The sequence below is a fragment of the Pseudomonas sp. RIT-PI-r genome, from assembly GCF_001297015.1.
GTDB lineage: Bacteria > Pseudomonadota > Gammaproteobacteria > Pseudomonadales > Pseudomonadaceae > Aquipseudomonas.
On sequence record NZ_LIGE01000023.1, the window covers coordinates 167,732 to 192,411 of the forward strand.

Annotated in this window: 22 protein-coding genes; 6 read left to right on the plus strand and 16 right to left on the minus strand. The window is 59.2% G+C overall.

What is annotated here, in order from left to right; translation table 11 throughout:
* Positions 1-6: 6 nt before the first annotated feature.
* The 5 genes from exbD (at position 7) to AK821_RS10400 (ending at position 5,856) form a co-directional block, all read left to right on the plus strand.
* Positions 7-435 (plus strand): TonB system transport protein ExbD, encoded by a 429-nt coding sequence (exbD, locus tag AK821_RS10380; RefSeq protein WP_064389572.1) that lies wholly within the window; start codon positions 7-9, stop codon positions 433-435.
* Complete coding sequence (locus AK821_RS10385; RefSeq protein WP_064389573.1) at positions 432-1,178, plus strand: energy transducer TonB family protein; 747 nt, start codon at positions 432-434, stop codon at positions 1,176-1,178. The genes exbD and AK821_RS10385 overlap by 4 nt, the downstream gene beginning before the upstream one ends.
* A 183-nt stretch (positions 1,179-1,361) precedes the next feature.
* Entirely contained in the window at positions 1,362-2,291 is a 930-nt protein-coding gene (locus AK821_RS10390) for a hydrogen peroxide-inducible genes activator (protein WP_007920331.1), read from the plus strand.
* A gap of 9 nt (positions 2,292-2,300) precedes the next feature.
* Positions 2,301-4,376, plus strand: coding sequence for an ATP-dependent DNA helicase RecG (gene recG / locus AK821_RS10395; RefSeq protein ID WP_064389574.1), 2,076 nt, complete (start codon positions 2,301-2,303; stop codon positions 4,374-4,376).
* Between the two features lie 79 nt (positions 4,377-4,455).
* Entirely contained in the window at positions 4,456-5,856 is a 1,401-nt protein-coding gene (locus tag AK821_RS10400) for an aminoacyl-tRNA deacylase and HDOD domain-containing protein (protein WP_016985804.1), read from the plus strand.
* A gap of 96 nt (positions 5,857-5,952) precedes the next feature.
* On the opposite strand, the gene AK821_RS10405 is transcribed toward AK821_RS10400, so the two are convergent.
* Positions 5,953-6,336: a helicase gene (locus AK821_RS10405; protein ID WP_064389575.1), complete on the minus strand. Its 384-nt coding sequence runs from the start codon at positions 6,334-6,336 to the stop codon at positions 5,953-5,955.
* A 532-nt stretch (positions 6,337-6,868) separates the two neighbouring features.
* Here AK821_RS10405 and AK821_RS10410 point away from each other — a divergent pair.
* Positions 6,869-7,240 carry a DUF6124 family protein gene (locus AK821_RS10410; protein ID WP_064389576.1) on the plus strand — a complete coding sequence of 124 codons (372 nt, stop codon included), beginning with the start codon at positions 6,869-6,871 and terminating at the stop codon, positions 7,238-7,240.
* 162 nt (positions 7,241-7,402) lie between these two features.
* Here AK821_RS10410 and AK821_RS10415 read toward each other — a convergent pair whose 3' ends face one another.
* The 15 genes from AK821_RS10415 to AK821_RS10470 form a co-directional block, all read right to left on the minus strand.
* Entirely contained in the window at positions 7,403-10,033 is a 2,631-nt protein-coding gene (locus tag AK821_RS10415) for a T6SS phospholipase effector Tle1-like catalytic domain-containing protein (RefSeq protein WP_064389577.1), read from the minus strand.
* Positions 10,018-10,533 (minus strand): DUF3304 domain-containing protein, encoded by a 516-nt coding sequence (locus tag AK821_RS29430; RefSeq protein WP_082355433.1) that lies wholly within the window; start codon positions 10,531-10,533, stop codon positions 10,018-10,020. The genes AK821_RS10415 and AK821_RS29430 overlap by 16 nt, the downstream gene beginning before the upstream one ends.
* Positions 10,534-10,699: 166 nt before the next feature.
* Entirely contained in the window at positions 10,700-11,257 is a 558-nt protein-coding gene (locus AK821_RS29435) for a DUF3304 domain-containing protein (protein ID WP_082355428.1), read from the minus strand.
* Entirely contained in the window at positions 11,242-11,799 is a 558-nt protein-coding gene (locus tag AK821_RS29440; protein WP_082355429.1) for a DUF3304 domain-containing protein, read from the minus strand. Before AK821_RS29440 ends, AK821_RS29435 begins: the two co-directional genes overlap by 16 nt.
* Positions 11,784-12,341, minus strand: a complete 558-nt coding sequence (locus AK821_RS29445; RefSeq protein ID WP_082355430.1) for a DUF3304 domain-containing protein — start codon at positions 12,339-12,341, stop codon at positions 11,784-11,786. Before AK821_RS29445 ends, AK821_RS29440 begins: the two co-directional genes overlap by 16 nt.
* The gene (locus AK821_RS10425; RefSeq protein ID WP_064389579.1) at positions 12,341-13,147 is read right to left on the minus strand and encodes a DUF4123 domain-containing protein; all 807 of its coding nucleotides are present in this window, start codon (positions 13,145-13,147) and stop codon (positions 12,341-12,343) included. Before AK821_RS10425 ends, AK821_RS29445 begins: the two co-directional genes overlap by 1 nt.
* Positions 13,148-13,158: 11 nt before the next feature.
* Positions 13,159-15,237 (minus strand): type VI secretion system Vgr family protein, encoded by a 2,079-nt coding sequence (locus tag AK821_RS10430; RefSeq protein WP_064389580.1) that lies wholly within the window; start codon positions 15,235-15,237, stop codon positions 13,159-13,161.
* A 28-nt stretch (positions 15,238-15,265) separates the two neighbouring features.
* Positions 15,266-16,267 (minus strand): serine/threonine-protein kinase, encoded by a 1,002-nt coding sequence (locus AK821_RS10435; protein ID WP_064389581.1) that lies wholly within the window; start codon positions 16,265-16,267, stop codon positions 15,266-15,268.
* Positions 16,264-16,992, minus strand: coding sequence for a PP2C family protein-serine/threonine phosphatase (locus AK821_RS10440; protein WP_064389582.1), 729 nt, complete (start codon positions 16,990-16,992; stop codon positions 16,264-16,266). The genes AK821_RS10435 and AK821_RS10440 overlap by 4 nt, the downstream gene beginning before the upstream one ends.
* Positions 16,992-20,531, minus strand: coding sequence for a type VI secretion system membrane subunit TssM (tssM, locus tag AK821_RS10445; RefSeq protein WP_064389583.1), 3,540 nt, complete (start codon positions 20,529-20,531; stop codon positions 16,992-16,994). Before tssM ends, AK821_RS10440 begins: the two co-directional genes overlap by 1 nt.
* A 13-nt stretch (positions 20,532-20,544) precedes the next feature.
* Positions 20,545-21,420 carry a type IVB secretion system protein IcmH/DotU gene (gene icmH, locus AK821_RS10450; protein WP_064389584.1) on the minus strand — a complete coding sequence of 292 codons (876 nt, stop codon included), beginning with the start codon at positions 21,418-21,420 and terminating at the stop codon, positions 20,545-20,547.
* Between the two features lie 5 nt (positions 21,421-21,425).
* Positions 21,426-22,757, minus strand: coding sequence for a type VI secretion system baseplate subunit TssK (tssK, locus tag AK821_RS10455; protein ID WP_064389585.1), 1,332 nt, complete (start codon positions 22,755-22,757; stop codon positions 21,426-21,428).
* Between the two features lie 2 nt (positions 22,758-22,759).
* Entirely contained in the window at positions 22,760-23,260 is a 501-nt protein-coding gene (tssJ, locus tag AK821_RS10460; protein ID WP_064389586.1) for a type VI secretion system lipoprotein TssJ, read from the minus strand.
* Between the two features lie 5 nt (positions 23,261-23,265).
* On the minus strand, positions 23,266-24,462 hold the full coding sequence (gene tagH / locus AK821_RS10465) for a type VI secretion system-associated FHA domain protein TagH (protein ID WP_064389587.1): 1,197 nt from the start codon (positions 24,460-24,462) through the stop codon (positions 23,266-23,268).
* An 18-nt stretch (positions 24,463-24,480) separates the two neighbouring features.
* The gene (locus tag AK821_RS10470; protein WP_003229566.1) at positions 24,481-24,621 is read right to left on the minus strand and encodes a hypothetical protein; all 141 of its coding nucleotides are present in this window, start codon (positions 24,619-24,621) and stop codon (positions 24,481-24,483) included.
* Positions 24,622-24,680 lie beyond the last annotated feature (59 nt).

The window sequence follows — 24,680 nt, forward strand, 5'->3', positions numbered from 1 at the left end:
TCGGCCATGGGCCTGCATTTGAAAGAAGGCGCAGACGACGATCTGGCCGAGAACCACGAAATCAACGTCACGCCTTTCATCGACGTGATGCTGGTGCTGTTGATCATCTTCATGGTGGCTGCTCCGTTGGCCACCGTGGACATCAAAGTCGACCTGCCTGCCTCGACCGCCAAACCGGCGCCGCGGCCAGAGAAACCGGTGTTCCTCAGCGTCAAAGCTGACCAACGCCTGTACATCGGCGAAGACGAAGTGACGCCGGAAACCCTCGGCGCCTTCCTCGACGCCAAGACTCAGGGCAAGAAAGACACCACCATCTTCTTCCAGGCCGATAAAGGCGTGGATTACGGCGACCTCATGAGCGTGATGGACAAGCTGCGCAGCGCCGGTTACCTGAAGGTCGGCCTGGTCGGACTTGAGACGGCAGCCAAGAAATGATCACGACGCGCCATAAGCTGACGCGTTACAGCGGTAGCCTGGCCGTGGTGCTGGGCGTTCACGCGCTGGCCATCGCGCTGGCGCTGAACTGGACCGCCCGTCCGCCCATCGAATTGCCGCCGCAGGCAATGATGGTCGAACTGGCACCGGTTCCGGCCCCGCCACCGCCTGCACCGCCGAAAGTCGTCACACCGCCGCAACCACCGGCTCCGGTTGAAGAGCTGCCGATTCCGAAACTGGCTGAAGCACCGAAGGCAGAAATCGCGGTGCCGAAACCCAAACCGAAGCCAAAGCCTAAACCGCCGAAGCCGATCGAGAAGAAGCTGCCCGATCCACCGAAGGAAAAACCTTCCGAGGAGAAACCGGCCGACACGCAACCGACTCAGGCGCCGACGGAGAAATCCGCCCAGCCTGCGCCGGGTCCGTCGCCTGCTCAGATGGCTGCCAAGGCCAGTTGGCAAGGCACCCTGCTTGCGCATTTGGCGAAGTACAAAAAGTACCCGCAAAGTGCACAGATGCGTGGCAAGGAAGGCTTGAACCGCTTGCGCTTCGTGGTGGATGCCGAAGGTAACGTGTTGTCGTTCGAACTGGTGGGCCGCTCCGGCAACGCCGATCTGGACCGGGCCACCCTGGAAATGATCCGCCGCGCCCAACCGCTGCCCAAGCCGCCGGCCGACATGTTGAACAATGGCTCGATCGAAATTGTGGCGCCGTTTGTTTACTCGCTGGAACGCCGCCGCTAAGTAGCAAGATCAAAAGATCGCAGCCTTCGGCAGCTCCTACATTGGAATGCATTTCCCTGTAGGAGCTGCCGAAGGCTGCGATCTTTTGCTTTTTGCAGTAGTCGCATTGAGCGCTCAGTCTGATAACGTGCGTCTATCGATTGCAGCCGGTATGCTTGGCCCGCATCTTCATGGACGCTTGCTATGACCCTCACAGAATTACGCTACATCGTTACCCTCGCCCAAGAGCAGCATTTCGGCCACGCCGCCGAACGTTGCCACGTCAGCCAGCCGACCCTTTCGGTGGGCGTGAAAAAGCTTGAAGACGAACTCGGTGTGCTGATTTTCGAGCGCAGCAAAAGCGCCGTGCGCCTGACCCCGGTCGGCGAAGGCATCGTCGCCCAGGCGCAGAAAGTCCTCGAGCAAGCGCAAGGCATCCGCGAACTGGCCCAAGCCGGCAAGAACCAGCTGACCGCACCGCTGAAAGTCGGCGCGATCTACACCGTCGGCCCGTACCTGTTCCCGCACCTGATTCCACAACTGCACCGGGTCGCCCCGCAGATGCCGTTGTACATCGAAGAAAACTTCACCCACGTGCTGCGCGACAAACTGCGCAACGGCGAACTCGACGCGATCATCATCGCCCTGCCGTTCAACGAAGCCGACGTGCTGACCCTGCCGCTGTACGACGAGCCGTTCTACGTGCTCATGCCGGCCCAGCACCCGTGGACGCAAAAAGAAACCATCGACGCCGGCCTGCTCAACGACAAGAGCCTGCTGCTGCTCGGTGAAGGCCACTGCTTCCGCGATCAAGTGCTGGAAGCCTGCCCGACCCTGACCAAGGGCAACGACGGCGCCAAGCACACCACGGTCGAATCCAGCTCGCTGGAAACCATTCGCCACATGGTTGCGTCCGGTCTGGGCATTTCGATCCTGCCGTTGTCGGCGGTCGACAGCCATCACTACGCCCCCGGCGTGATCGAAGTGCGGCCGCTGTCGCCACCGGTGCCGTTCCGCACCGTGGCCATCGCCTGGCGCGCGAGCTTCCCACGGCCGAAAGCCATCGAGATCCTCGCCGACTCCATTCGCCTGTGTTCGGTGGCCAAGCCAGCGGCACCGGTTACGGCCGGTTAAGCGAGCGTCATGACGGAGCTGTCGCAAGTGTCGGTGACGGCACTCAAGGGTGTCGGCGAAGCCATGGCCGAGAAACTGGCCAAGGTCGGTCTGGAGAATCTTCAGGACGTGCTGTTCCACCTGCCGCTGCGTTATCAGGATCGCACCCGCGTGGTGCCGATCGGCGCCTTGCGACCGGGGCAGGACGCCGTGGTCGAAGGCACCGTCAGCGGCGCCGACGTGGTCATGGGCCGCCGCCGCAGCCTCGTCGTGCGTTTGCAGGACGGCACCGGCGGTCTCAGTCTGCGCTTCTATCATTTCAGCAACGCGCAGAAAGAAGGCCTCAAGCGCGGCACGCGGGTGCGCTGCTACGGCGAAGCCCGGCCCGGCGCGTCAGGGCTGGAGATCTACCACCCGGAATACCGCGCCATCACTGGCGACGAACCGCCGCCGGTCGATGAAACCCTGACCCCGGTCTACCCGCTGACCGAAGGCCTGACCCAAGCGCGTCTGCGCCAGTTGTGCCTGCAGACGCTGACCATGCTCAAGCCAGACACCCTGCCTGACTGGCTACCGACCGAACTGGCGCGCGACTACCAACTGGCGCCGCTGGCCGCTGCGCTCCGCTATCTGCCCCCCCCCCCCGCCGATGCCGACGTCGACGAACTCGCCCTCGGTCATCACTGGGCCCAGCATCGCCTCGCGTTTGAAGAACTGCTGACCCATCAACTGTCGCAACAGCGTCTGCGCGAAAGCATGCGTTCACTGCGCGCGCCGGCGATGCCGAAAGCGAAAAAGCTGCCGCCGAAGTATCTGGCCAACCTCGGCTTCAACCCGACCGGCGCGCAACAGCGCGTCGGTAACGAAATCGCCTACGACCTCAGTCAGCACGAACCGATGCTGCGGCTGATTCAGGGCGACGTGGGCGCCGGTAAAACCGTGGTCGCCGCCCTCGCTGCATTGCAAGCGCTGGAGGCTGGCTATCAAGTCGCATTGATGGCGCCGACCGAGATCCTCGCCGAACAGCACTTCATCACCTTCAAGCGCTGGCTCGAACCGTTGGGCATTGAAGTCGCGTGGCTGGCCGGCAAGCTCAAGGGCAAGAACCGCGTCGCCGCGCTGGAACAGATCGCCAGCGGCACGCCGATGGTGGTCGGCACCCACGCGCTGTTCCAGGACGAAGTGCAGTTCAAGACCCTCGCGCTGGTGATCATCGACGAACAGCACCGCTTCGGCGTGCAACAGCGTCTGGCGCTGCGGCAGAAAGGCGTCGGCGGGCGCATGTGCCCGCCCCAACTGATCATGACCGCCACGCCGATCCCACGGACGCTGGCGATGAGCGCCTACGCCGACCTCGACACCTCGATCCTCGACGAACTGCCGCCCGGTCGAACCCCGGTCAACACCGTGCTGGTCACCGACACCCGCCGCGTCGAAGTCATCGAACGCGTGCGCGGTGCCTGCGCCGAAGGTCGTCAGGCCTATTGGGTGTGCACACTGATTGAAGAGTCGGAGGAGCTGACCTGTCAGGCCGCCGAGACCACGTTTGAAGACCTCACTCTTGCCCTCGGCGAGCTGAAAGTCGGCCTGATCCACGGGCGCATGAAGCCCGTCGAGAAGGCCGCCGTCATGGCCGAATTCAAGGCTGGCAACCTGCAACTGCTGGTCGCCACCACAGTGATCGAAGTCGGCGTCGACGTGCCCAACGCCAGCCTGATGATCATCGAAAACCCCGAACGCCTCGGCCTTGCGCAACTGCACCAATTGCGTGGACGTGTGGGTCGGGGCAGCGCCGCCAGCCATTGCGTGCTGCTCTACCATCCGCCGCTGTCGCAGATCGGTCGCCAGCGCCTGGGCATCATGCGCGAGACCAACGACGGCTTCGTCATCGCCGAAAAAGACCTCGAACTGCGCGGCCCCGGCGAAATGCTCGGTACCCGCCAGACCGGCCTGCTGCAATTCAAGGTTGCCGACCTGATGCGCGACGCCGACCTGCTGCCCGCCGTCCGCGACGCCGCGCAAGCCCTGCTGGAACGCTGGCCAACCCACGTCAGCCCATTACTCGATCGCTGGTTGCGTCACGGGCAGCAATACGGCCAAGTGTGAGCACCGTCGCAGTTTCTGACAGATCGTTCTGACCAAGCTGGTTATACTCCTGCCATTGTTTCAAAAACGGATACAGATCATGACCGAAGCCGCTCTCGCCCCCGAATCCCCGCACGCGCCGTCTGTCATTCGGCTGCTGCTAGGCAAGCTGGGCATCGCCTACGAAGAAGTGCTCGACCACCACGGCCTCAATGCTTCGCGCAAGGTACAAGCCGTGTTGCTGGACGACGCCGTCGGCGCGCTGATGGTGCTGTTTCCGCAGAGCCAATTGCTCGACCTCAATCGCCTCGCCGAACTGACGGGCCGGCGCCTCACCGCCGTGTCGACCGAACGCCTGGAAAAGATGCTCGGCAAACACAGCCTGAGCCTGCTGCCGGGCCTGCCGGCGCTGACCAGTTCGCCGTGCCTGTATGAAGAAAGCCTGCTGCGTGAGCCGAAGTTGCTGATCAACTCCGGTGAGCCGGGCCTGCTGCTGGAGATCGCCAGCGAAGACTTCAAGACCATGCTGACCAAGGCCAGCGCCGCCAACTTCGGCGAAGCACTGAGCAGCATTCGCCCGAACCTCGACCGCCCGGACGATGACCGCGAGGAAATCACCCAGGCCGTACAAGCGTTCACTGCACGCCGGATTCAGCAGCGTCTGGAAGCGACCATCGAGATTCCACCGCTGGCCGAAACCGCACAAAAAATCATCAAACTGCGCGTCGACCCCAACGCCACCATCGACGACATCACTGGCGTGGTTGAAACCGACCCGGCGCTGGCCGCGCAAGTGGTGAGCTGGGCGGCATCGCCGTACTACGCCTCGCCGGGCAAGATTCGTTCGGTGGAAGACGCAATCGTCCGCGTGCTGGGTTTCGATCTGGTGATCAATCTGGCGCTGGGCCTGGCCCTCGGCAAGACCCTGAGCCTGCCCAAAGACCACCCGCAACACACCACGCCGTACTGGCAGCAATCGATCTACACCGCCGCCGTCATCGAAGGCCTGACCCGCGCCATGCCGCGCGCCCAGCGCCCGGAAGCCGGCCTGACGTATCTGGCCGGTCTGCTGCACAACTTCGGTTACCTGCTGCTGGCCCACGTGTTCCCGCCGCACTTCTCGCTGATCTGCCGCCACCTGGAGGTCAACCCGCACCTGTGCCACAGCTACATCGAGCAACACCTGCTCGGTATCAGCCGTGAACAGATCGGCTCATGGCTGATGCGCTACTGGGACATGCCCGACGAGTTGGCCACCGCCCTGCGCTTCCAGCACGACCCAAGCTACGACGGCGCCTACGCCGAATACCCGAACCTCGTCTGCCTGGCCGTACGCCTGCTGCGTAGCCGCGGCATCGGCTCCGGCCCGGATGAAGATATTCCGGATGCCCTGCTCGAACGCGTCGGCCTGACTCGCGACAAAGCCAACGACGTCGTCAGCAAAGTCCTCGAAGCCGAAGTCCTCCTGCGCGAACTGGCCTCGCAGTTCAGCCAGGCCTAAACGCAATCGCGAGCAGGCTCACTCCTACAAGATTTAGGTAATCCCTGTAGGAGTGAGCCTGCTCGCGATGAATCCACCACGGTCCAACTGACCGCATCAAGCCTTAGGCTTAGCCTTCCTCGGCACCAAATACTTCATCAACCCCTGAAACCACATCACCAGCGCCGGATTGCCCTTGAGCTGGATCGACTTGTCCTGAATCCCCTGCATAAACGCCAACTGCTTGTTCTTCGCCTGCATCGTCGCAAAGCCATAACCGGCATCTTTAAACGCAATCGCAAACGCCGGCTCCGCCACCACCCCAGACTTGCTGGTAATGCGCTGATTCTTCACCACGAAATGCCGCGCCACTTTCCCATCCAGCGTCTGTAGCTGAAACACCAGATCCTTGTCACCCAACTGCTGCTGGAACGCAGGATTTGTCCGGCTGGCCTTACCCATCAACAAACCCATCATCCACAGAAGAAAACGAAATTTCATGCGCACAGCCTCAAAAGGAAAATGAACGGCCGGGGCAGTGTAAGGGATTCGGACGATAACGCCAGTATCTGACTCTATTGGAAGAGGATGCAGACCATTTCCCGCACGATGACCGCCAAGTCACGATTCAGCGCTCGCCTACTGATCGCCCTTCCTACACCTGTTGAAACAAATCCCTGTAGGAGCTGCCGAAGGCTGCGATCTTTTGATCTTAAACCCTGCAACCCAATGGGAAATTTCCTGCAAAGCGCCGGGATACCCATGAACTAAGCAGGTTCGCGGATCGTCGATAGCCTCTGTGTGTCGCCGCAAAATCGGTGACTCGGACGTGCAAGTCCGGTTCAGGTGCACATTCCTTGATGGCATTTCGCCGAGCCTTTTCCTATGCTCGCGAATCGTTATGGCGGCTGTGCGTCGGAGACCTTAGGGTCTGCCGGGTTCCTGAACCGGTCTTGCACACCAACGCACAGCTGCCACCTATTCGAAGTGCATAGCGATTGGTGTCGGCCTCATAACTTCAGGAAGCTGCACCATGATCAAACCAACACCCAATCCCCCCGAATCCCCAGACATATCGCCCTACGAATCCCTGGAATCAAAGAAATTCCACGAAGCCGCCGAACGCGCCCTCGACCACCACTTCAAACCGCCCATCGAACCACACCCCAAACGCGAAACCGGCCTCTTCAGCCTCTCCCCCGGCACCGACGCCGAAGCCCTCATGGCCAACGCCTCCGAAGACCTCCTGTCCATCAGCGTCATCGCCTGCGACCTAGCCGACGACCTCCACGGCTCACGCCGCTCGGTTGCACTGGCCCTGAGCAGAATGGCGGATGGAGTGCGATTGATGGTGGAAGGAACACTCGACCACATCGAAGTGCGGAGCGTGACGGCTAAGTCGTAGCGGGAATTTTGGATAAAAAAAAGGGGACGTTAAGTCCCCTTTCCATCGACTCTCGGAAAGCCAATGGTCATTTCAAAAGTCGTGAAACCAGCGGCATTCGAAATGCTTTTTTGCTAACCAAAGAGGGCGGCTCATATCAAGCCGCCCTCTATGCTTTCGCAATTACACCTTCTTCTCAGACGACTTCAAATTGCTGGCCTGTTCGGCCACCAAGTCCATCCAGCCACCGGGCTTGTCTTCATCATTAGCGGCTTTTGCCACCATACCGGCCAATGAACCGAAGTCCTTCTTACGAGCAGCTTCGGCTGCTTCAACCGCTTGATGGGCAACCAGGATTTTCTGTAGCGCAGGCGTGTTGGCAGTGGCTTCGCTCAACGGTTTTAGCGGAGGCAAGGCTGCGACTTTTGCAACCATGTCACCTGGTTCTTTCGTGAACGCACGTATCGAGTCGACGCTATTGAGCATTGGCAGTGCAATCCCTGTAAGCGGATCGAATGCGCTGATTTCTGGTAGCTCCGACATAGCTACACCCACTTTGCCGCTCAGCACTGGAAGCGCGAGCGACGGCAGGAACAGCCCCAACAGCATGCGAGGGTCTTTTTTCTTGATACTCAAACCCACACTCGCGACAGCAATACCGAGCCCAATCACCCTGCCCGCAGTAGCCAGCAGAGACAGTTGTTTGTTCGACTCGTTATCAAAATGCACCAGCCGGATGCGGAAGTAGTCAGTAAATGGCTCGCGGGGTACGATTCCGGATGTGTTCATAAACCAAGCACGAGAGTCGTGAACCTGATCGTCAAAGAGCGCTACAAGATCTTCCTGACCCGCTCTAGGCTTGTTCGGTGAGCTGAACATTTTTTCATAGCGAGCCGTACCCTCTTTATAGAGGTATGCATATTCCTCTGCTTCATCCTCTTCGTTAATCAGGTACACCGTGCCGCCAAGCAACATATCGATTACGGCGACGTCAGTATGACCATCACCGACCAAGCCCCATTCTCTTCGATAATCATGACGGAACTCCGCTGCGGCACCTAGCAACTGTCGATGATCTAGCGGTGGTTCAAACACCTTTTCCCAGCGAGCGTTTTTATACTTTTCCTCACCGACAATTTGAATATTCTGCTGATGCTCTTTTTCCTGTTCTGCTGTGTAGATTGGTGTCGGCTTGCCCAATATAGGCGCAGAAGTTTCTGCGACGTGGCGTTTTTCCAGAGCTTCCCAAGCATCAATCTGAGCCTGTGGCATATCTGGAGCAGCATTTTTGAAGAATGACTGTTTCTCCACACCACCAGCATATCGATCAATTCGCCAACCAGTGATCAGCGCGTGCTCACGCTTCATCATCTCTTCCAACGGACCGCTTTGGCCTTGAGCCTGCCATGCGTTGAAGCGCTTGATTAGCGTATCGGAGATTAAAAAATCGCCCTCAAGTTCTTTGGGTAACTTTCTCCATTTGTCATGAACGCCCTCCTGCAGCACTGTTTCTGGAACCGTCAATGGTGCGCCGGCCATGAACGCTTCAGCGTACATGTGCTGCAAAGAGATTTGCGATAAGACATGATCTGATCCAGCAGTTGCCTTGCCCTGATCATTTGGCGCATACCCACCCCCTACATCGGAATGGACCCCTGGGTAAATATACTCAACTGTGCCTGGTCGATAACTTGAAGCTTTGCTTTTATCACGACTACCATCTGCTGATTTCGGGCGGCGACGTATTGAATCTAGCGGAAAGCTAGCCCGCTGCTCGTGACCAGAAACCAAATGAACACAACGTTTTAGATAAGAACAGTCATCAGGCAGGGCTGTGCTTGCACATGAGGATGTTGCCTCATCAGGAAGACGCATCGTGCCGTCAGCCCAGTCCATATGTCCCGCTGCAAATGGAACGCTATCGGCAAGCCCAACCGCAGCTACTGTGTCAAAAACACCAAGGAAGTTTATCGATATTGGAAGTCCCGCAAAACGGTACTCAGCTCCACCACTTTCACTTTCGCAACGAACGAGTGTCTGTAACCAATTAACAAAAGTACGGGCCTCTGCAGCGCCTCGAGAAAATCCATAAACATACAGGCGCATAGCCAAGATATGCGGCTTTTCTCCAGAGTCCTCACGTTTTTTCAGCTTCTCCTCAAGTCCCTGAATTTCTTTCCGCAATATTGCTTCGCGTTTTTGTTCTCCGCTTTCGAACAGGCCCAAACCGAATGTGTTTTTATAACCATTCGTCGCCATGTCCTTCAGCATGCCTTTTGTTTTTTCAATAGGTAGTCTTTCTTTATCCAGAGTAAACTGCAACGCATCAATCAGTCGGGTAAGTGCCCAGTTAATACGATTCTCACCGCCGCTCGCACCCACTAGCCCGCTATTATCTGGCACGAATTCTTCTACATCTGGAAATACAGTACCAACACCTGGACAGTAATACTTGAAAAATCCATTCTCTACCAGATCATCGTCTGCCCCCAAGCTCGCATGAAAAAGGCGCGCGACATTACTTCGAGAATTGGGAGTGGATGAGCCGTCCGCTTGATCGTTATTATTGGTACCGTCGAAAGCGAATGTTATATGTAGCGTCTTACAGCAGGGCGCACCACTATTGGCCTCCCCCTTTTCCTGAGCAAGTTTACGTTGCTGATTACCGAAAGCGCGTTCGTCTTTTTTTTGCAGTTGTATATTCTTCGTCACTTGGCCTGGTTCATTTGGCATTCGACGGGAAAGAGGAAATGCCGGAGCGACTAAAGCACTATCTGGCGAAGGGGCATCCGGCCCCATTAGTGATTCGAACATGTTGCTGGCTCCTTAACTTTAAAGTACGCCTTGTCTGGATAATTTGGATGTGACGGCGCAAAACAAGTCGTGGACACTTTCACCTGATCACACGGTAAAAAATGAACCTGCAACGCACAAAGCTTCTCTGCATACTTCGGAATTTCAACCGTTTCAGTATGATGAGAGTAGCCAGCTCTATGCCGAGCTAGTGCCTCTTTTTTTATTTGTCCATACTGGTCCCGCTCGATCGGACCGTCGGGGTTCGGATCTTTTTCCCACTCAATGACTGCTCTTACTTTCGGATTCCACTGAACAGGCAGCACGCCACAGCAGACTTCAGCTCCTCCGCCAGAATTTGGCGGAATGCTGGGACCACCCGCTCCATTAATACTAAAGCGAGTTATTTGTGCGGAGGTATGGTTATAGCCAGTAACCGGTGCAGACACCACCTCAGGACCAGCATTGCAGGCGACAACCGCTAGCATGCTGCACGCGACAACCAATGATCGCCATATCATTTTGGCGCTAAACTTTTTAGTCTTAGAACATATCCCTTGAACAACATTCTTTCGCTTCGAACCAGCACTTAAACGCATTCTTTTAAATACAACATCTAAAATTAACATACCTTAATCGCCTCCATGTTATTCGGGTATCTTGCAGAAAAAAACAAAATATATTGCCTTAAAGGTGAGGACATTTCATCGTCTCCTTGATGCCGAAATACCCTTGATCGGGATAGTTTGGGTGCTTAGGTGTAAAACAGGTTGTAGAAACACTCACCTGATCACAAGGCAAAAAATGAACCTGTATCGCACAGAAATCGATACCATATTTTGGTATTTCAACTGTCGCCTCATGATGAGAGTAATGGGCAGCATGCCGCTGATAGTCCTCCTTATCAAACTGTCCATATTTATCGCGTTTTATCAATTCTCGTGGATTAGGATCCTTCTCCCACTCGATGGTGGCTCGAAGGCCTGGATACCATTGAGCAGGAAGCACGCCGCAACAGACTTGAGTTGCACCACCTTGAAATGCTGAAACAGGGTGCCCCCCGGCTCCGTTTACACTGAATCGATTGATAGCAGCTGATGTATGGTTGAAACCTGTTACAGGCGTTGACACCATCTCCGGAGCTGTATGGCAACCGCACAAACTTAGCAAACTCATTGACAGTAAGAATCTAATACCTCGCAAAGCTCCAAGACAGCTCTCTAAGATGTTCAAGAAACGGGACATTTATCCGTCTCCTTGACTTCGAAATAGGCTTTATCGGGATAACTCGGATGCTCTGGAAGAAAACAAGTAGTAGAAACCCTCACTCGATCGCACGGTAGGAAATGCACTTGCAATGCGCACACCTCTTCAGCGTACTTAGGAATTCCAACTTTCGCAGTATGATGCGAGTAACCAAGAGCATGACGAATCCTGGACTCCTTTGTTATTTGACCGAACAGATCACGTTCCACGTTTCCGTAAGGTTCTGGATCTTTATCCCACTCGATTTCCGCACTCAGCATGGGGTTCCACTGGACAGGCAGTAAACCGCAGCAAACTTCAGCGCCCCCGCCACTATTTGGTGGAGTCCTGGGGCCGCCAGCGCCATTGATACTGAATCGCATAATTTCTGCAGGCGTGTGGTTATAGCCAGTAACAGATGCACTCACCATTTCAGGCCCTGAGTGACAACCACACAGACCTAAAAAAATTACGCACAGTGAAAATCTGAGACCACGTAGCAGCCCTAGGAAAGTCTCAGAGATACTCAAGAAGTCGGACATGTACCCGTTTCCTTAATTTGAAAATACGCTTTGTCAGGATAGTTTGGGCGACTCGGGGAAAGGCAAGAAGTAGACACCCTTACTTCATCACAAGGAAGAAAGTGGACCTGCAGCGCGCAAACATTCTCGGAATATTCAGGAATTTCAATAATCGCCGAATGATGCGAAAAATTAACGGAGTGGTTCGCGTACGCGACTTTATCAATTTGACCAAACTTATCCCGCTGAACCTCTCCATACGGATCTGGGTCTTTGTCCCATTCGATTCTGGCTTGGAGTCCGGGCGTCCACTTCAAGGGAAGTATGCTGCAGCACACTTCATTTCCACCGCCCTGATTCGGCGGGATTCGTGGCCCACCAGCATCATTGATGGTGAACCTCATAATCTCTGCGGATGTATGGTTGAAGCCTTTGACCGGAGCACTCACCATCTCCGGCCCACCACGACACCCACTCAACGCCAATACCCCCAGCAAAACCCCCCCACAGGCCGCCCCGGAAGACATCGCCCCCCGCACCGACCCACGCGCAATCGCATTCATCAAATCAACGCCTTCGGCGGCTCATCGATCACAAACGATGAGTTCTCCACCAACCACTGTTCAATAAACGGCTCGCGCTCCTCCGGCTCTTTCAAACCCTTCTGATTCGCCGCCAACTGGCTGCGATACAAGTGCCGGATCAAACTCTCGTTACGACTCAAGCCATAGTTCTGGGGCACTGCGCAGCGATCGACCCGGTAGGCATCCGCTTCTGTCCACGCGAGCAGGTTGGCCACTTGTGGGTGATCGAACATCACCGGGCCGGCGGCGGGTATTTGGGCGTGGCGGACGTAGTTGCCGGGCAGGCTTTGCGCTTGTTGGTCGCGGTCGAGCCAGTGCCAGGAGATGACGGCGGCGTGGAAGGCGTTGCTTTGTACCGGGGTCAGGGTTTCGGTTACCGGCAGCAACATGCGCGGGTCGTAGTAGCGCAACACGCCTTCGGAACGGCCTTGGTTCCATTGGGCTTGAAGGAAGCCGCGCAGGTGATCGGCGAGCGCTTCGAATTGCCATGGGCTGAATACGACGACGACATGTTTATTGCAGTCGACGCCGTTGATGAAGGTTTTCAACCAGTCGCGTTGGCCGATGTCGACGCGCAGCAGCAACGGGCCGAAGTCGGCGATGGCGACCTCGGGGGTGTTTTCAAACAGCTTGGCCAGTTTTGCCGCGTCGGGCTGTTCGGCGAGCTGTTGCAGCAGCGGGTAGTCGAGGCTGGTGGCGTCGACCAGCACGTCGAGGTGCTGCTGTTTGAGTTGTTGGGCGTTGACCCATAACTCGTCGAGCCAGCGCGCATTGCTTGTGTTCATGAAGTCGTCCTTTATCGTGCGGCCAGGGCTTGAGCGTTACGTTTGGCCCGGGCCAGACATTCCTTGCACACCGGTGGTGGCGGCAGCGGTGCGTTCGGCAGCGCCTGTGGCGGTACGGCGCCGGCGATGTCCTTGTCGGCAGCACCCGGCAATATCGGCGGCTTGATGCCAATGCCAGTACCCGACCCAGCCGAGCCGCCAGCATTGATCTTGATCACCGGCCCAACCACCGTCACCCCACCGCCATCAAGCTTGATAAAGCTCCCACCCCCAAGAATGGTCAGCTCCGTCCCCGCCTCAATAACAATCTTGTCCCCAGCCTTGAGGTGAATCTCTTTCCCCACGCTGGTGAGCTGCGCCGTGCCCAGCTTCACATGCTGGTTCTGCCCAATCGTCAGGTGATCATCCAGCTTCGCTTCAATCTTTCGGTCGGCAATCGTGGTGCGGTGTTCCTCGGCCTTGAGCTCGGTGTAAGTGTTCTTCACCACCGTGTCGTGACGTTCATTGCCGACCCGAATCTTCTGATCGTGCTCTACGTTTTCATCCCAATCGCGCTGGGCATGGATGTAGATCTGCTCTGCACCTTTCTTGTCTTCAATGCGCAGTTCGTTGTAACCGCCGCCGCCCGGGGAGCTGAGGGTTTTGAACACGCTACGAGTCTTGTTCGCCGGCAGTGCGTACGGCACCGGGTTTTCCTTGTGGTACAGGCAACCGGTCACCAGCGGCTGGTCGGGATCGCCTTCGAGGAAGGTGACGAGGACTTCCATACCGATGCGCGGGATGCTGATGGCGCCGTAGCGGTCGCCGGCCCAGGAGCTGGAGACGCGCAGCCAGCAGCTGGTTTTGTCGTCGGCCTGGCCTTCGCGGTCCCAGTGGAATTGCACTTTGATGCGGCCGTACTGGTCGCAGTGGATTTCTTCACCTTTGGGGCCGGTGACCATGGCGGTCTGGCTGCCGAGCACGCGCGGTTTCGGGTGTTCGAGGGCCGGACGGTAGAACACGTCCCACGGGGTGGCGAGGAAGGTGTTGCGGTAGCCCTGGTGGAAGTCGTCCTTGTTGTCGGTGGTGTCGCTGGTCACACCTTCTTCGAGGACTTGCGGCTGTTTGCCTTCGTGGAAGATTTCGGTGAGCAGCCACAGGTCGTTCCACTCGCTGCGCGGGTGGTCGGACATGGCCATGAAGTGCCCGCTGACCAGTTTGGTCTGGTCGCCGCGACCTTCGGCCTGACGGTAGTCGGCGCGGTGGCGTTCGAGGGCGCGTTGGCTGAGGAACTTGCCACGGGCGCGGTCGATGAAGCGGCCCGGGTAGTCGTAGTCTTCGAGATCCGGTTCGCTGTCTTCGCTGTCGGCAGCGACGTCGGGTCTGTACGCCGCTTCCATTTGCAGGCGCGGTTTTTCAAAGTCGTAGTCGCGGCGCGTGGTGCGGCTGGTGCGGGTTTCCAGGCGCAGTCTGAAACCTTTGATCACCGGTTCTTCGGCAACCATGCCGCTGCCCTGCACGTAGGCCGTTGGCTGGCCGAGGTCGGGGAACACGGTCTGATCATCGCCGAACACCAGCAAGTGTCCTTTGTCGCTGTGCTGGAAGTGGTAGTGAATACCTTCCTCTTCGCACAGGCGCTGGACGAAGTGCAGGTCAGTTTCGTCGTACTGCACGCAGTAGTCGCGATCCGGACACGGTTGGCTGAGCTGGAAGCTGTAGGCGTTGCCCTTGATCCCGTGTTCATCGAGGATCAGCGCGATGATTTTCGGCGCCGACATCTGCTGATAGATGCGTTGGTTGGTGCGGTGATGCAGGTATTGCAGTTGCGGCACCATCGACACTTTGTAGCGGGTCAGGCGCTTGCCGGCATCGCCTTGGGCGACGCGGTAGATCTGCCCGTGAATGCCACTACCCTGCGGATCGAACGCCAGAAAGGCCTGCTTGTGCAGGAGCTTTTCCAGGTCCAGATCAGGGTTTTCGCTGACCAGTTCCAGGTCGAAACGAAACGGCTGGCTGATGCCTTCGGTGCCGGTGAACGACAGCACTTGCAGGTCGCCGACGTAGTCTTCGACCTTGAGGCTGAAGTGGGTTTCGTTAGCTGGGTTGAACATAAAGTGCTCCCTGTTCGAATGTCATCCGTTACGCCCGAAGTCGCAGACGTTGCAGCCAGGACGAAGTGGCGCCCAAGGCGTCACGCAATTGTTGGGCAGTGATGGTGCGTGCTGCCGGGTCGAAGCTCAGCGCGGTTTGCAGCGCTGGCCAACAGTGTTTCGGTAAGTTCGCCGGCGCGTGCAACTCGCGCTCCAGGTGCTCGTCGCGAGCCTGGGTCGAGGGCAAGCGGCGGAACGGGTGTTTGCCGCCAGCCAGTTCGTAGATCACGCAGGCCACGCCGTACACGTCCGCGCTGGCCGACAACGGTTGGCCCTCAAGCAGTTCGGGGGCGGCGTAGCCCGGGGTCCAGGCGTTGAAACGTTCGCGGCTCAGGTGCGGCAGGCCGGGCATCACGCCCTCCTCTGCCTGGCCCAAACCGAAGTCAAAGAGGCGCAAGCCGTCTTCGCTGAGCATGACGTTGCTCGGCTTCATGTCACCGTGCAGCACGCCGCGACCGTGGGCGTAGGCCAGCGTGTCGAGCAGCGGCAGGACGATGTCGCGCAGTTCTTGCCACGGCAGGCCGAGGGGCCGCTCGCAAAGCAGTTTGTCCAGGGTCAGGCCACGCATGTATTCCATGGTGATGAAGGCCCGCTGGCAGTCGGTGTCGACTTCAAAGGTGTGCGCACGCACGACATTGTCGTGGCGCAGGCGTCGGGTCAGGGCGAACTCGCTGTAGAGCAAGGCACTGGCGTCCGGCGATTCGGCAAATTCTTCGCTGAGGATTTTCAGCGCTATGTAAGGGTCGGGATCGCCGAACTGTTCGTGCAGCAGATCCCGCGCCCGGTAAACGGCGCCCATGCCACCGGCCCCGAGCAGACGCTCGAGGTGGTAGCGACCGGCGAGTACATCCGGCAGTGCACCGATGCTGGCCTTGGTCGGCGCCAGCAAAGGCTCTGCTTTGTTTTCCTTGGCGAAGGCGAAGTAGGTCAGGTTGTTGGCCTGCTCTTCGCTCATCAACAAGTCATCGATGGGTGATTCGATCTTGGTCATTGGCGGATCACCACGGCTGTCAGGTTGTCGCGCGCGGCGCCACGCAGGGCGCCGTCGAACAAACGTTCCAGCGCCACGTGCGGCGCGCTGAGGCTGAGGGCGGTGCCGAGGGCATCGCTGCTCAGGCCCTGATACAAACCATCGCTGCAGAGCAAAAAAGCATCGCCCGGATAGACCTCAAGTTCGAGGACATCCAGGGTCAGTTGTTCGGCAGCGCCGACGGCTCGGGTCAAGGCCTGAGCCGCCGGGTGTGCCGCCGCTTGTTCGACGCTCATTTGCTGTTCGTCGATCAGTTGCTGTTGCAGCGAATGGTCTTTGGACAGCTGATACAGCCGCTGCCCACGCCACATGTAGCAACGGCTGTCGCCGGCCCAGATGCAGGCCGCGCGATTGCCTTCCACCAGCAGCGCCACGACGGTGCTGCCCATGATGCTGTCGTGACGCCCGGCGGTGACCGTCAACTCCTGCCCCAAACGCCGGTTCAGCCAGTGCAGGCACTGGCGGATGGCTTTGAGGCGTTCGTCGAAGTCCTCGTGTTGCGGCAGCTCAGCCAGGCTGGCGACGATCAACTGGCTGGCGATGTCGCCACCCTGATGACCGCCCATGCCGTCCGCGACCACCCACAGCCCCTGCTGTGGCGAGTCGAGGAAGGCATCTTCGTTGCGCGCCCGCACCTTGCCCGGGTCGGTACGCGCCGCGCTGCGCCAGGCACTGGCCACCAGCATCAGAGCTGCACCGGCATACGGAAGGTGCGCAGCACGCCCATGTCGAACGGGTTCGGCGTGCGCTGGCTGCTCAGCAGGTAGTTGGCGCGCAGGCCACCCACGTCCGCTTTCAGCACCAGCACGTCGCGACCGGTCAGGTACTCGGTCTGCATCAGATCGAACAGACGGAACAGCGACCATGGGCCAGAGTTCTTCTCGATACCGATCGGGCGCCCGGCCATCTTGTCCATGACCAGACTGGTGCGACCGTCTTCAGCATCGGTCGGCCATTTGAAGGTCATTGGCAGGATCGGGCCGTGGCGGTATTCCATGGTCTTGTCGCCGAACTTGAACTCGGAACGGCTGACCGCCGGATCGAGCGTGTACGGCTCCAGTTTGAACTGCACGGTCGGTTCGGCCGGGTTGATCGAGAAGAAGCTCTGACGAATCGTCAGCGCTGCCGCCATCTGATCGAGGTAGACCTTGGACACCGGCAGGCTGTGACCGTCGACGCTGCGCATGCGGTAGTTGCCCGGATCGCCGCTGACGAACGGACGCATGTAGCTGTCGAAGAAGCGGTCAACGATGCCTTGAGCCTTGAAGAACTCGCGGAAGTCGCTGATCGCCACATCGCTGGTGCTGCTGGCGCTGAACGGATAACGCTTGCTGATGGTTTTGCCATACACGCTGTACAGCTCGTTCTGATACCGACCGTTCAGGTATTGGTAAGCATCGTTGAGCACCAGGCGCCACGAGTCTTCGGCCAGCACGTTGAACCACACGCTCAGTGGACGCGGCAGGCGACCGGAAGCGGCGCGCAGGTTGGTCAGCGCATCACGCTGGCCGCTCATGCGGGTTTTCGCCAGTTCGAACGCGGCTTGTTCCGGCGTGCTGGAACGGGCCAGGCCGGACAGTTGCAGTTGCAGGTCGTTGAGCGCGTTGAACGCTGGCGTCAGGTCAGCGCCCGGGCCGTTGTTGTCATCAAGCAGGCGATGCAGCGGTTCGAAGCGACGCTGTAGCGACTTCTTCGCGGTGTCCGGCAGGCTCTTCGCAACGCTCAGGGCCGAAGCCTTGTCCGCCACGGCCGACGCCAGTTTGCCGACTTTACCCAGTTTGCCTTTCTGCCCTGCCAACGCATCAGCGGCATCACCGGCTTCATCCACAGGATCAGCGGCTGCCTCGAAGCGGGTGTTCTCGCGTACTTCGGTCAACAGCGCCAGCACCGGCGAGTTGGCCGAGGTCAGGCCTGCCAGTTGCTCGGCGCCTTCACCGGCGTCGCTGATCGGCGGCAGTGCCACCTGGCCAACGGCTTCGCTCCAGTAGTTGGCGTAGTCGCGGAAGTACAGTTGCTCCAGCTCGACCATCAGGCGACGCAAGTCCATGTCGCTGATGCCGGCGCCTTCGCCCAGCACCCAGTTGTCACGCAGGATATCGGTGACCAGCGTTGCGCCCTGTACCGAGAAATACTGCTGATAACCGGACTGTGTGTAGAAACCCGGGATCACGTATTCGGTGCCGATAAACAGCGAACCTTGCGGGCCGAGGTGTTGGCTGAAACGGTATTCCGGCAGGTTGCGCGCCTGCTCGCGGAGCATGCGGTAAACCACGGTGGCCAGCGACTCGCTGCGCAATACCTGACGCGCCTGCGTGACCAACTGGTCGTTCAGCGGGTAGATAAACGGCTGCTTCAGCAGGCGTTCGAGGTGCGCATTCAGACCGTTTTGCACCGCAGTGTTGCCGGTGTAGCGCTGCGACCAGTCAGTGGCAACCCAGTCCTTGAGCCAGACGGCATCGCGACGGTCTTTCATGTTCAACATCAGGTACGCGCGCAGGCTGTTGAGCAGCTTTTCGCGATCCTTCATGTTGGCGCGGATCTGCCCTTCGAGCATGGTCGCTACCCGTGGCAACAGTTGCTTTTCAAGCTCGCGCTCGTAAGCCTCTTTGACCACTGGATTGACGTCTTCGCCTTGATACAGACCACCACGTTCGTGATAGGAAACGTCGCCCTTCTTCGGGAACGCCTGCGTTGCGGCGTAGCTGGTGTCGAGGGTTTTCAGCACGCCCATGGCGTCATCACGCGGCGTCAAGGCGCTGCGCTGCTGTGTCCAGTTCTGTGCCAGATTGCGCAGGTTTTCCAGACGCTCGTAGTTGGCCGAGAAACCGCCCGCCCAGAGCATGCCGAACAGCGCCAATGCCGCCAGTGCGCCGACGTACAGCGCCCGCTGGCCCCAATGAATGCGGCTGCGTTCGCGCTTGTCCAGACCGGCCAGATCGGCCTCGGGGAAAATCACCCGGCTGAGCAAGTGATGGATGAAACGCGAACGACCGCTGCGCAGGGTCGGCAGCACACCGGCGTTCATGCCGAGGCTGGCGCCGATGCCGGCGGTGGTCGAGTCCATTTCCTGGGTCAGGTGCGGCGCGCTGGTCAGGTAGAACCCACGCAGTTGCGTGGCACGCTGATAGCGGTTGCCGGTGAACGCCATGTCGACGAACAGGCACAGGCGCTCGCCGATCAGTCCCAGTTGATGCGGGAAGTCGAGGATGCGGCCACGGCGCTGCGTGTCGCGCTCGGAGTGCATGCGCATGATCACTTGGCTGTTGAGGCGACGCAGCAGTTCTTCGAACTCGTTGCGCAGCACAGCCACGTCGGTGCCGACCTGATCCTTGCGGAAACTGGTTCCGAGCACTTGATCGCTTTCTTCGCGGGTCAGTTGATCGAAGAACTCGTCGAAGCCGAGCAGCTTGTCAGCCTTGCTCAGGACCAGATACACCGGCACATCGACGTGCAATTTCTGATGCACATCCTGCAGACGACCACGCACTTGGCGTGCCAGGGTATCGATGTCCTGCTCACTGCCGCCGAGCAGGGTTTCCACCGGAATGGTCACCAGCACGCCGTTCAGCGGACGGCCGCGACGACGTTTGCGCAGCAGCTCCAGCAAGGTCGTCCAGGCACTGCCGTCGACTTCCACATCCGGTTGCGTGGTGTAACGCCCGGCGGTGTCGATCAGCACACCGTGGTCGGCGAAATACCAGTCGCAATGACGGGTGCCGAGGGTGTCGCGGGTCAGCTTGCGGTCGATCTTGTTGATCGGGAATTCCAGACCGGAAAAGTCCAGCAGGCTGGTCTTGCCCGAGGCTTGCGGACCGATCAGCAGATACCACGGCAAGTCGCTGCGCCAGCGTTCGCTGCGGCCGCGATACAGGCTCGAGGTCTTCAGGGTTTTCAGCGCGTCTTTGAAGCGCGCCTTCAACTCTTTCTGCTCGTCGTCGATCAGCTCTTCGCGGCGGATGCGATCCTGGCCGTCTTCGCTTTCTTCGTCGGCTTTCTTGCGGATACCCGCGCGCCAGCTGACGAAGACCATGGTCAGGCCCCAGATCAGGAACAGCACGGCAATGGTCAGCAAGCGGGCGGTCGAACCTTCCCAGAACTTGTAATCATCGACCGCCAACAACGGGCCGACGAACCACACCAGCAGCGCCACGAACAGCACCAGCAGCAGGGTCCAGACCCAGGTCTGGCGCAGGAAGGCGCCGACTTTCTTGAAAAACTTTTTCATCACACGTCCCTGTTTACGGCTGCGACTGCGGTTGGACCGCGGCTGGATCAAGCGGCTGATAAGGTTGCAGAACGGTGTCGCGCTGCTCGCCCAAGACCCAGGCGAAACCCGAATACATCACCACCAGGCAGACGACAGTGAACAACACCACCATCCAGGCCGGCACGATGCGCACCAGGTTGCGGCGCTGATCGTCGAGGCCTTCCCAGTGCGGCGACAACTCACGCGGCACGTCGCCACGCAACTGACGGATTTGCCGGTACAGAGCGTCGCGGATGCCTTCGAGTTCGAGCATGCCGCGTGCCTGCACGCGGTACTTGCCTTCGAAACCGAGAGACAGGCACAAATACATCAATTCGAGCATCGGCAAGTGCTTGACCGGGTTCTTCGACAGTCGATCGAGCAACTGGAAGAACTTCTCGCCACCGAAGGTTTCGTTGTGGAAGCTGCTCAGCAGGCTCATCTGCGACCACTCGCTTTCGTTGCCCCACGGTGTGGTCACGACGGCTTCGTCGACCACGGTGCAGAGCACGTAACGCGCGGCCATCACCTGGCTGCTTTCGGCGCCGTTGTGCAGGGCGCGCACTTCAAACAGCTTGAGCCCGGCGGTCAGGCGCTCGTTGAGCGCGTAGAGATCTTCACGGGTTTCACTGTGCTTGAGGCGCACCACTTCCGAAAGCAACTCGGACGAGGCTGCCACCAGCGAATTGAGGCTGATGTTGAACGCTTCCGCCGGACGCAGGCGCGCGGCGTAGATCATGCGTTCTTCCAGTTGCTCGAAGCGCGGTGGCGCGGCGAAGTCGGTCAGCGGACTCGACGCCGGTCCGTGGCCTTGACGATCGAGCAGGACGGTTTTGTCGTCCTGGTTGTAATCCGTTTCCTTGATCATGTCGGTCAGTTCCTGATGGCCCAGAATTTCAGTTCAAGCTCGGCAAATTCGCCGGACACGTGGAACGCGAAACCGCCGGAGCGCTCGAGTTGTGCCAGGTCTTCGGAACTGAGTTCGAGGATGAAATAGGTTTTGTTCGAATGGAACGCGATCTGCCGTGGGGCCACCGGCAACGGTTTGACCTTGATCCCCGGCAAGTGCAGGTTGACCAGTTGGCGGATACGCTCCACCGGGCCGACCTTGAGGTGCGCCGGCAAGCGATGGCGCAGTTCTTCGGAGTCGCAGTTGGCACTCGCTGCCAGCACGAACGAGGCCGAGCCGAGCAGTTTGTGGTCGTGCAACGGCGACACGATGATGCCGTACTGACGCGCTTGCAGGATCAGTTCGATGGCGTGCTGTTCGAGCACCATCGACAGTACCTGACGAATCGCTTCCATCAGTTTGCGGAAGCTGCCGCCCTGATCGGCGTGGGAGTAGCGGCTGTCCAGACGCGGACGTTTGCTCTCGCCGGAGAAGGTCGCCAGATCGCCGAGCATGGTCAGCAGCGTGCGGTACAACTCTTCCGGGTGCACCTGCTCCAGCCCGAGGTAGTGGCGCAGCAGCAGTTCGGTGCGGTTGATCAGTTGCAGCATCATGAAGTCGCCGACTTCCGCGCCGCCAACCTTGCCGTTGGAGCGAATCCGTTCGGCAATGGTGTCGCCCCGGTGGCTGAGCATGCTGATGACTTCTTTCAGGCACGACAGCAGATAGCTGGAGGCGTGGGCCTGAATGTAGGTCGGGACGAAATCCGGATCGAGGCTGATCACGCCGTCGGGCGTGGTGTCGAGCACGTCGCAGATCTTCAGCTTCACGTAGGCCTGATCGCTCTGCTGCTCGCCGAGCAACAGTTTGAAGTCCGGACGACCGCAGCTGACCTGGCTGGCAGAATCGTCGCCGGCGTTGGAGTCGGCCACTTCGGCGTCGTACGCGGTGTAACGCGCGAGCACGTCGGACTGCTCCGGACGGCGCGACTCGATGTGGTTGCCGGTGACCAGCGGCAGCGCCAGATAGATCGGCGTGTTGCCGGTGTTCGGTGGCACGTCCAGCGCCAGCGGCTCGGTGTTGCCACCGAGTTCGAACAGGCTGCCGTCCGGCAGAATCCCCGAGGCTTCACTGATCACCAGTTTGCCCATGTTGAGGAACTGCAAGTCGATCTCCAGATTGAGGAAACCCCAGGTGTAGCCACCCAGCAATTGCGTGCGGGTTTTCATCTGGTGATCGTAGTAGCGATCGTTGTGCTGGAAGTGCTGCGGACGCAGCAGCATGCCTTCCTGCCAAATGACTTTATGGGTATTCATGGTCAGTCATCCGCCTTGGCGAGCACTTGATTGGTGTTACGGATGCCGGACTGGTCCAGAGTCAGATCGACTTCGGTAACTTCCAACGGAGTGATCTGCACCGTGTGGCGCCATTGGGTTTCCGGCAAGTCGCGGTAAGCGGCAAGAACGCCGACATAAAGGCTGCCCTCTTCCACCTTGAGTTTCAGTTCCACGGTTTCGCCCGGGCGCAGTTCGAGTTCTTCACTGGCCACCAGATCCGGGTTGAGGGATTCCTTGGCGCGCTCGTAGAGGCTGAAGAAGTCAGCGTTCTCGAAGGTCACCGGGTGCTTGAGCTCGAACAGACGCACCACCACCGGCGATGGGCGGCCGTTGAGGTCGAGGTTCAACTGATCGCTGCCGGTCAGTTTCAGGTTGATCTTGGTTACTTTCGAGTACGGCGACAGCGACGAGCAACCGGCGAGCAACACCAGCACGGTGAGCGCAGTCAGCGTCTTGAAAAAAGCGGTCGAGCGGCGAGACATGCGCATCATCCTTGGTGGTCGGTGTGGAGGGTGGAGATCAGGCGGATCTGTTCTTCGTAGGCCTGGGCGAAGTCGCGGGCCAGCAGACGCTCGCTCCAGTCATCGTCCTGACGCAGCGCCTGGTGATAACGGCCGAACGCTCTCCAGCGCCCGCCAGACGTGGCGATCAATGGCTTGCTGTCGCGCTCGAAACGCAGGGTCAGTTGCTCCGGCGAAAAGTGCTCCAGGGTGCCGCGCACGGCGGCGCGGCTGGCGGTCAGCAGTGCAACCTGATGCGCCTGCAGATCGCGGAAGGCACGGGAGATCGCCTGCTCGGCCGGCAGATGTCCGGGCTTGCTTGGCTGCAACAGAATCTGCAGCGCTTCACTCGGATCGACGGCGAATTTCAGCGGATTCTTGTTGGTGCCTTGCACGGTGGTCTGGGCCAGACGCAGTTCGTTTTTCAGCTCCGAACGGGTGCGCAGGCTCTGCTGCAAACCGCCGATGCTTTGGCGCAGCAAGCGTGCAGCATTCAAGGCCAGGGCTTCGCGCTCGTCGTGGCTGAGGCCTTTGACGTCCACACCCAGCGCCGCACCGAAGTGCTCCCAGAAACCTTCGCTTTGACGCTCGACGGCTTTCGGTGCCGGAGCGGGCTCAGGTTCGGCGGGCGCGGCGATCAGCTCCGGCACCATCAGGCTTTCCATGTCGATGCGCGCGTAGTCGGCGCGTTGACGGGAGTCTTCCGGCTTGGTGTTCGGCGCCAGCAGTTCGTCGATTTCCGAGTACACGCGCTCTTGCTGTTCGAGGGCATTGAGCGGGTCGAGATCGAGAAACGCGTCGTCCGGGATGATGCTGCCCGCGGCGCGCGGACGCCCGGCTTCACCGTCGAAAGTCGCCGGGTCGCGTACCAGACGTGCACGTATCTCGAAGTCACCGAGCACGTAGGTGCTGCCGTGCTCGATACGCACCGGTTCGCCTTTGTGCAGGCGTGCGCCGCTGTCACCGTCCTGCACACCGTTGCTGCTGGTGTCGGTCAGAAAGAACGTGCCTTCGCGGTAGCTGACAATCGCGTGGTGATTGGACAGGTGACGCTTGCGGTCAGGGATGATCCAGTCGCAGTCCTCGCCCCGCCCGATCACGCCGCCGGCCTGTTTAAAGGTCTTCTGGCACAACTCGGTGGGCACGAACTGCTTGGTGTTCAGCATTTCGAAAACCAATTCCATGTTTGATGCTCCTTGCGGTCACTTGCCGCGATTGACCGCTTGCGGATCACCCAACGGGCGATAGTCGTTGTCGTTGAATTTGTAATTGCCGCTACAGCCGCCAAGGCCGCATAGAACGACGAGGGTCAGCAGGACAGCGTGCCAGTGACGAACAGACATCAGAGGGTCTCCAGGTGTAGACAAAGCACAAAGCGCCGACCCTCGCGGGCGGCGCTGAA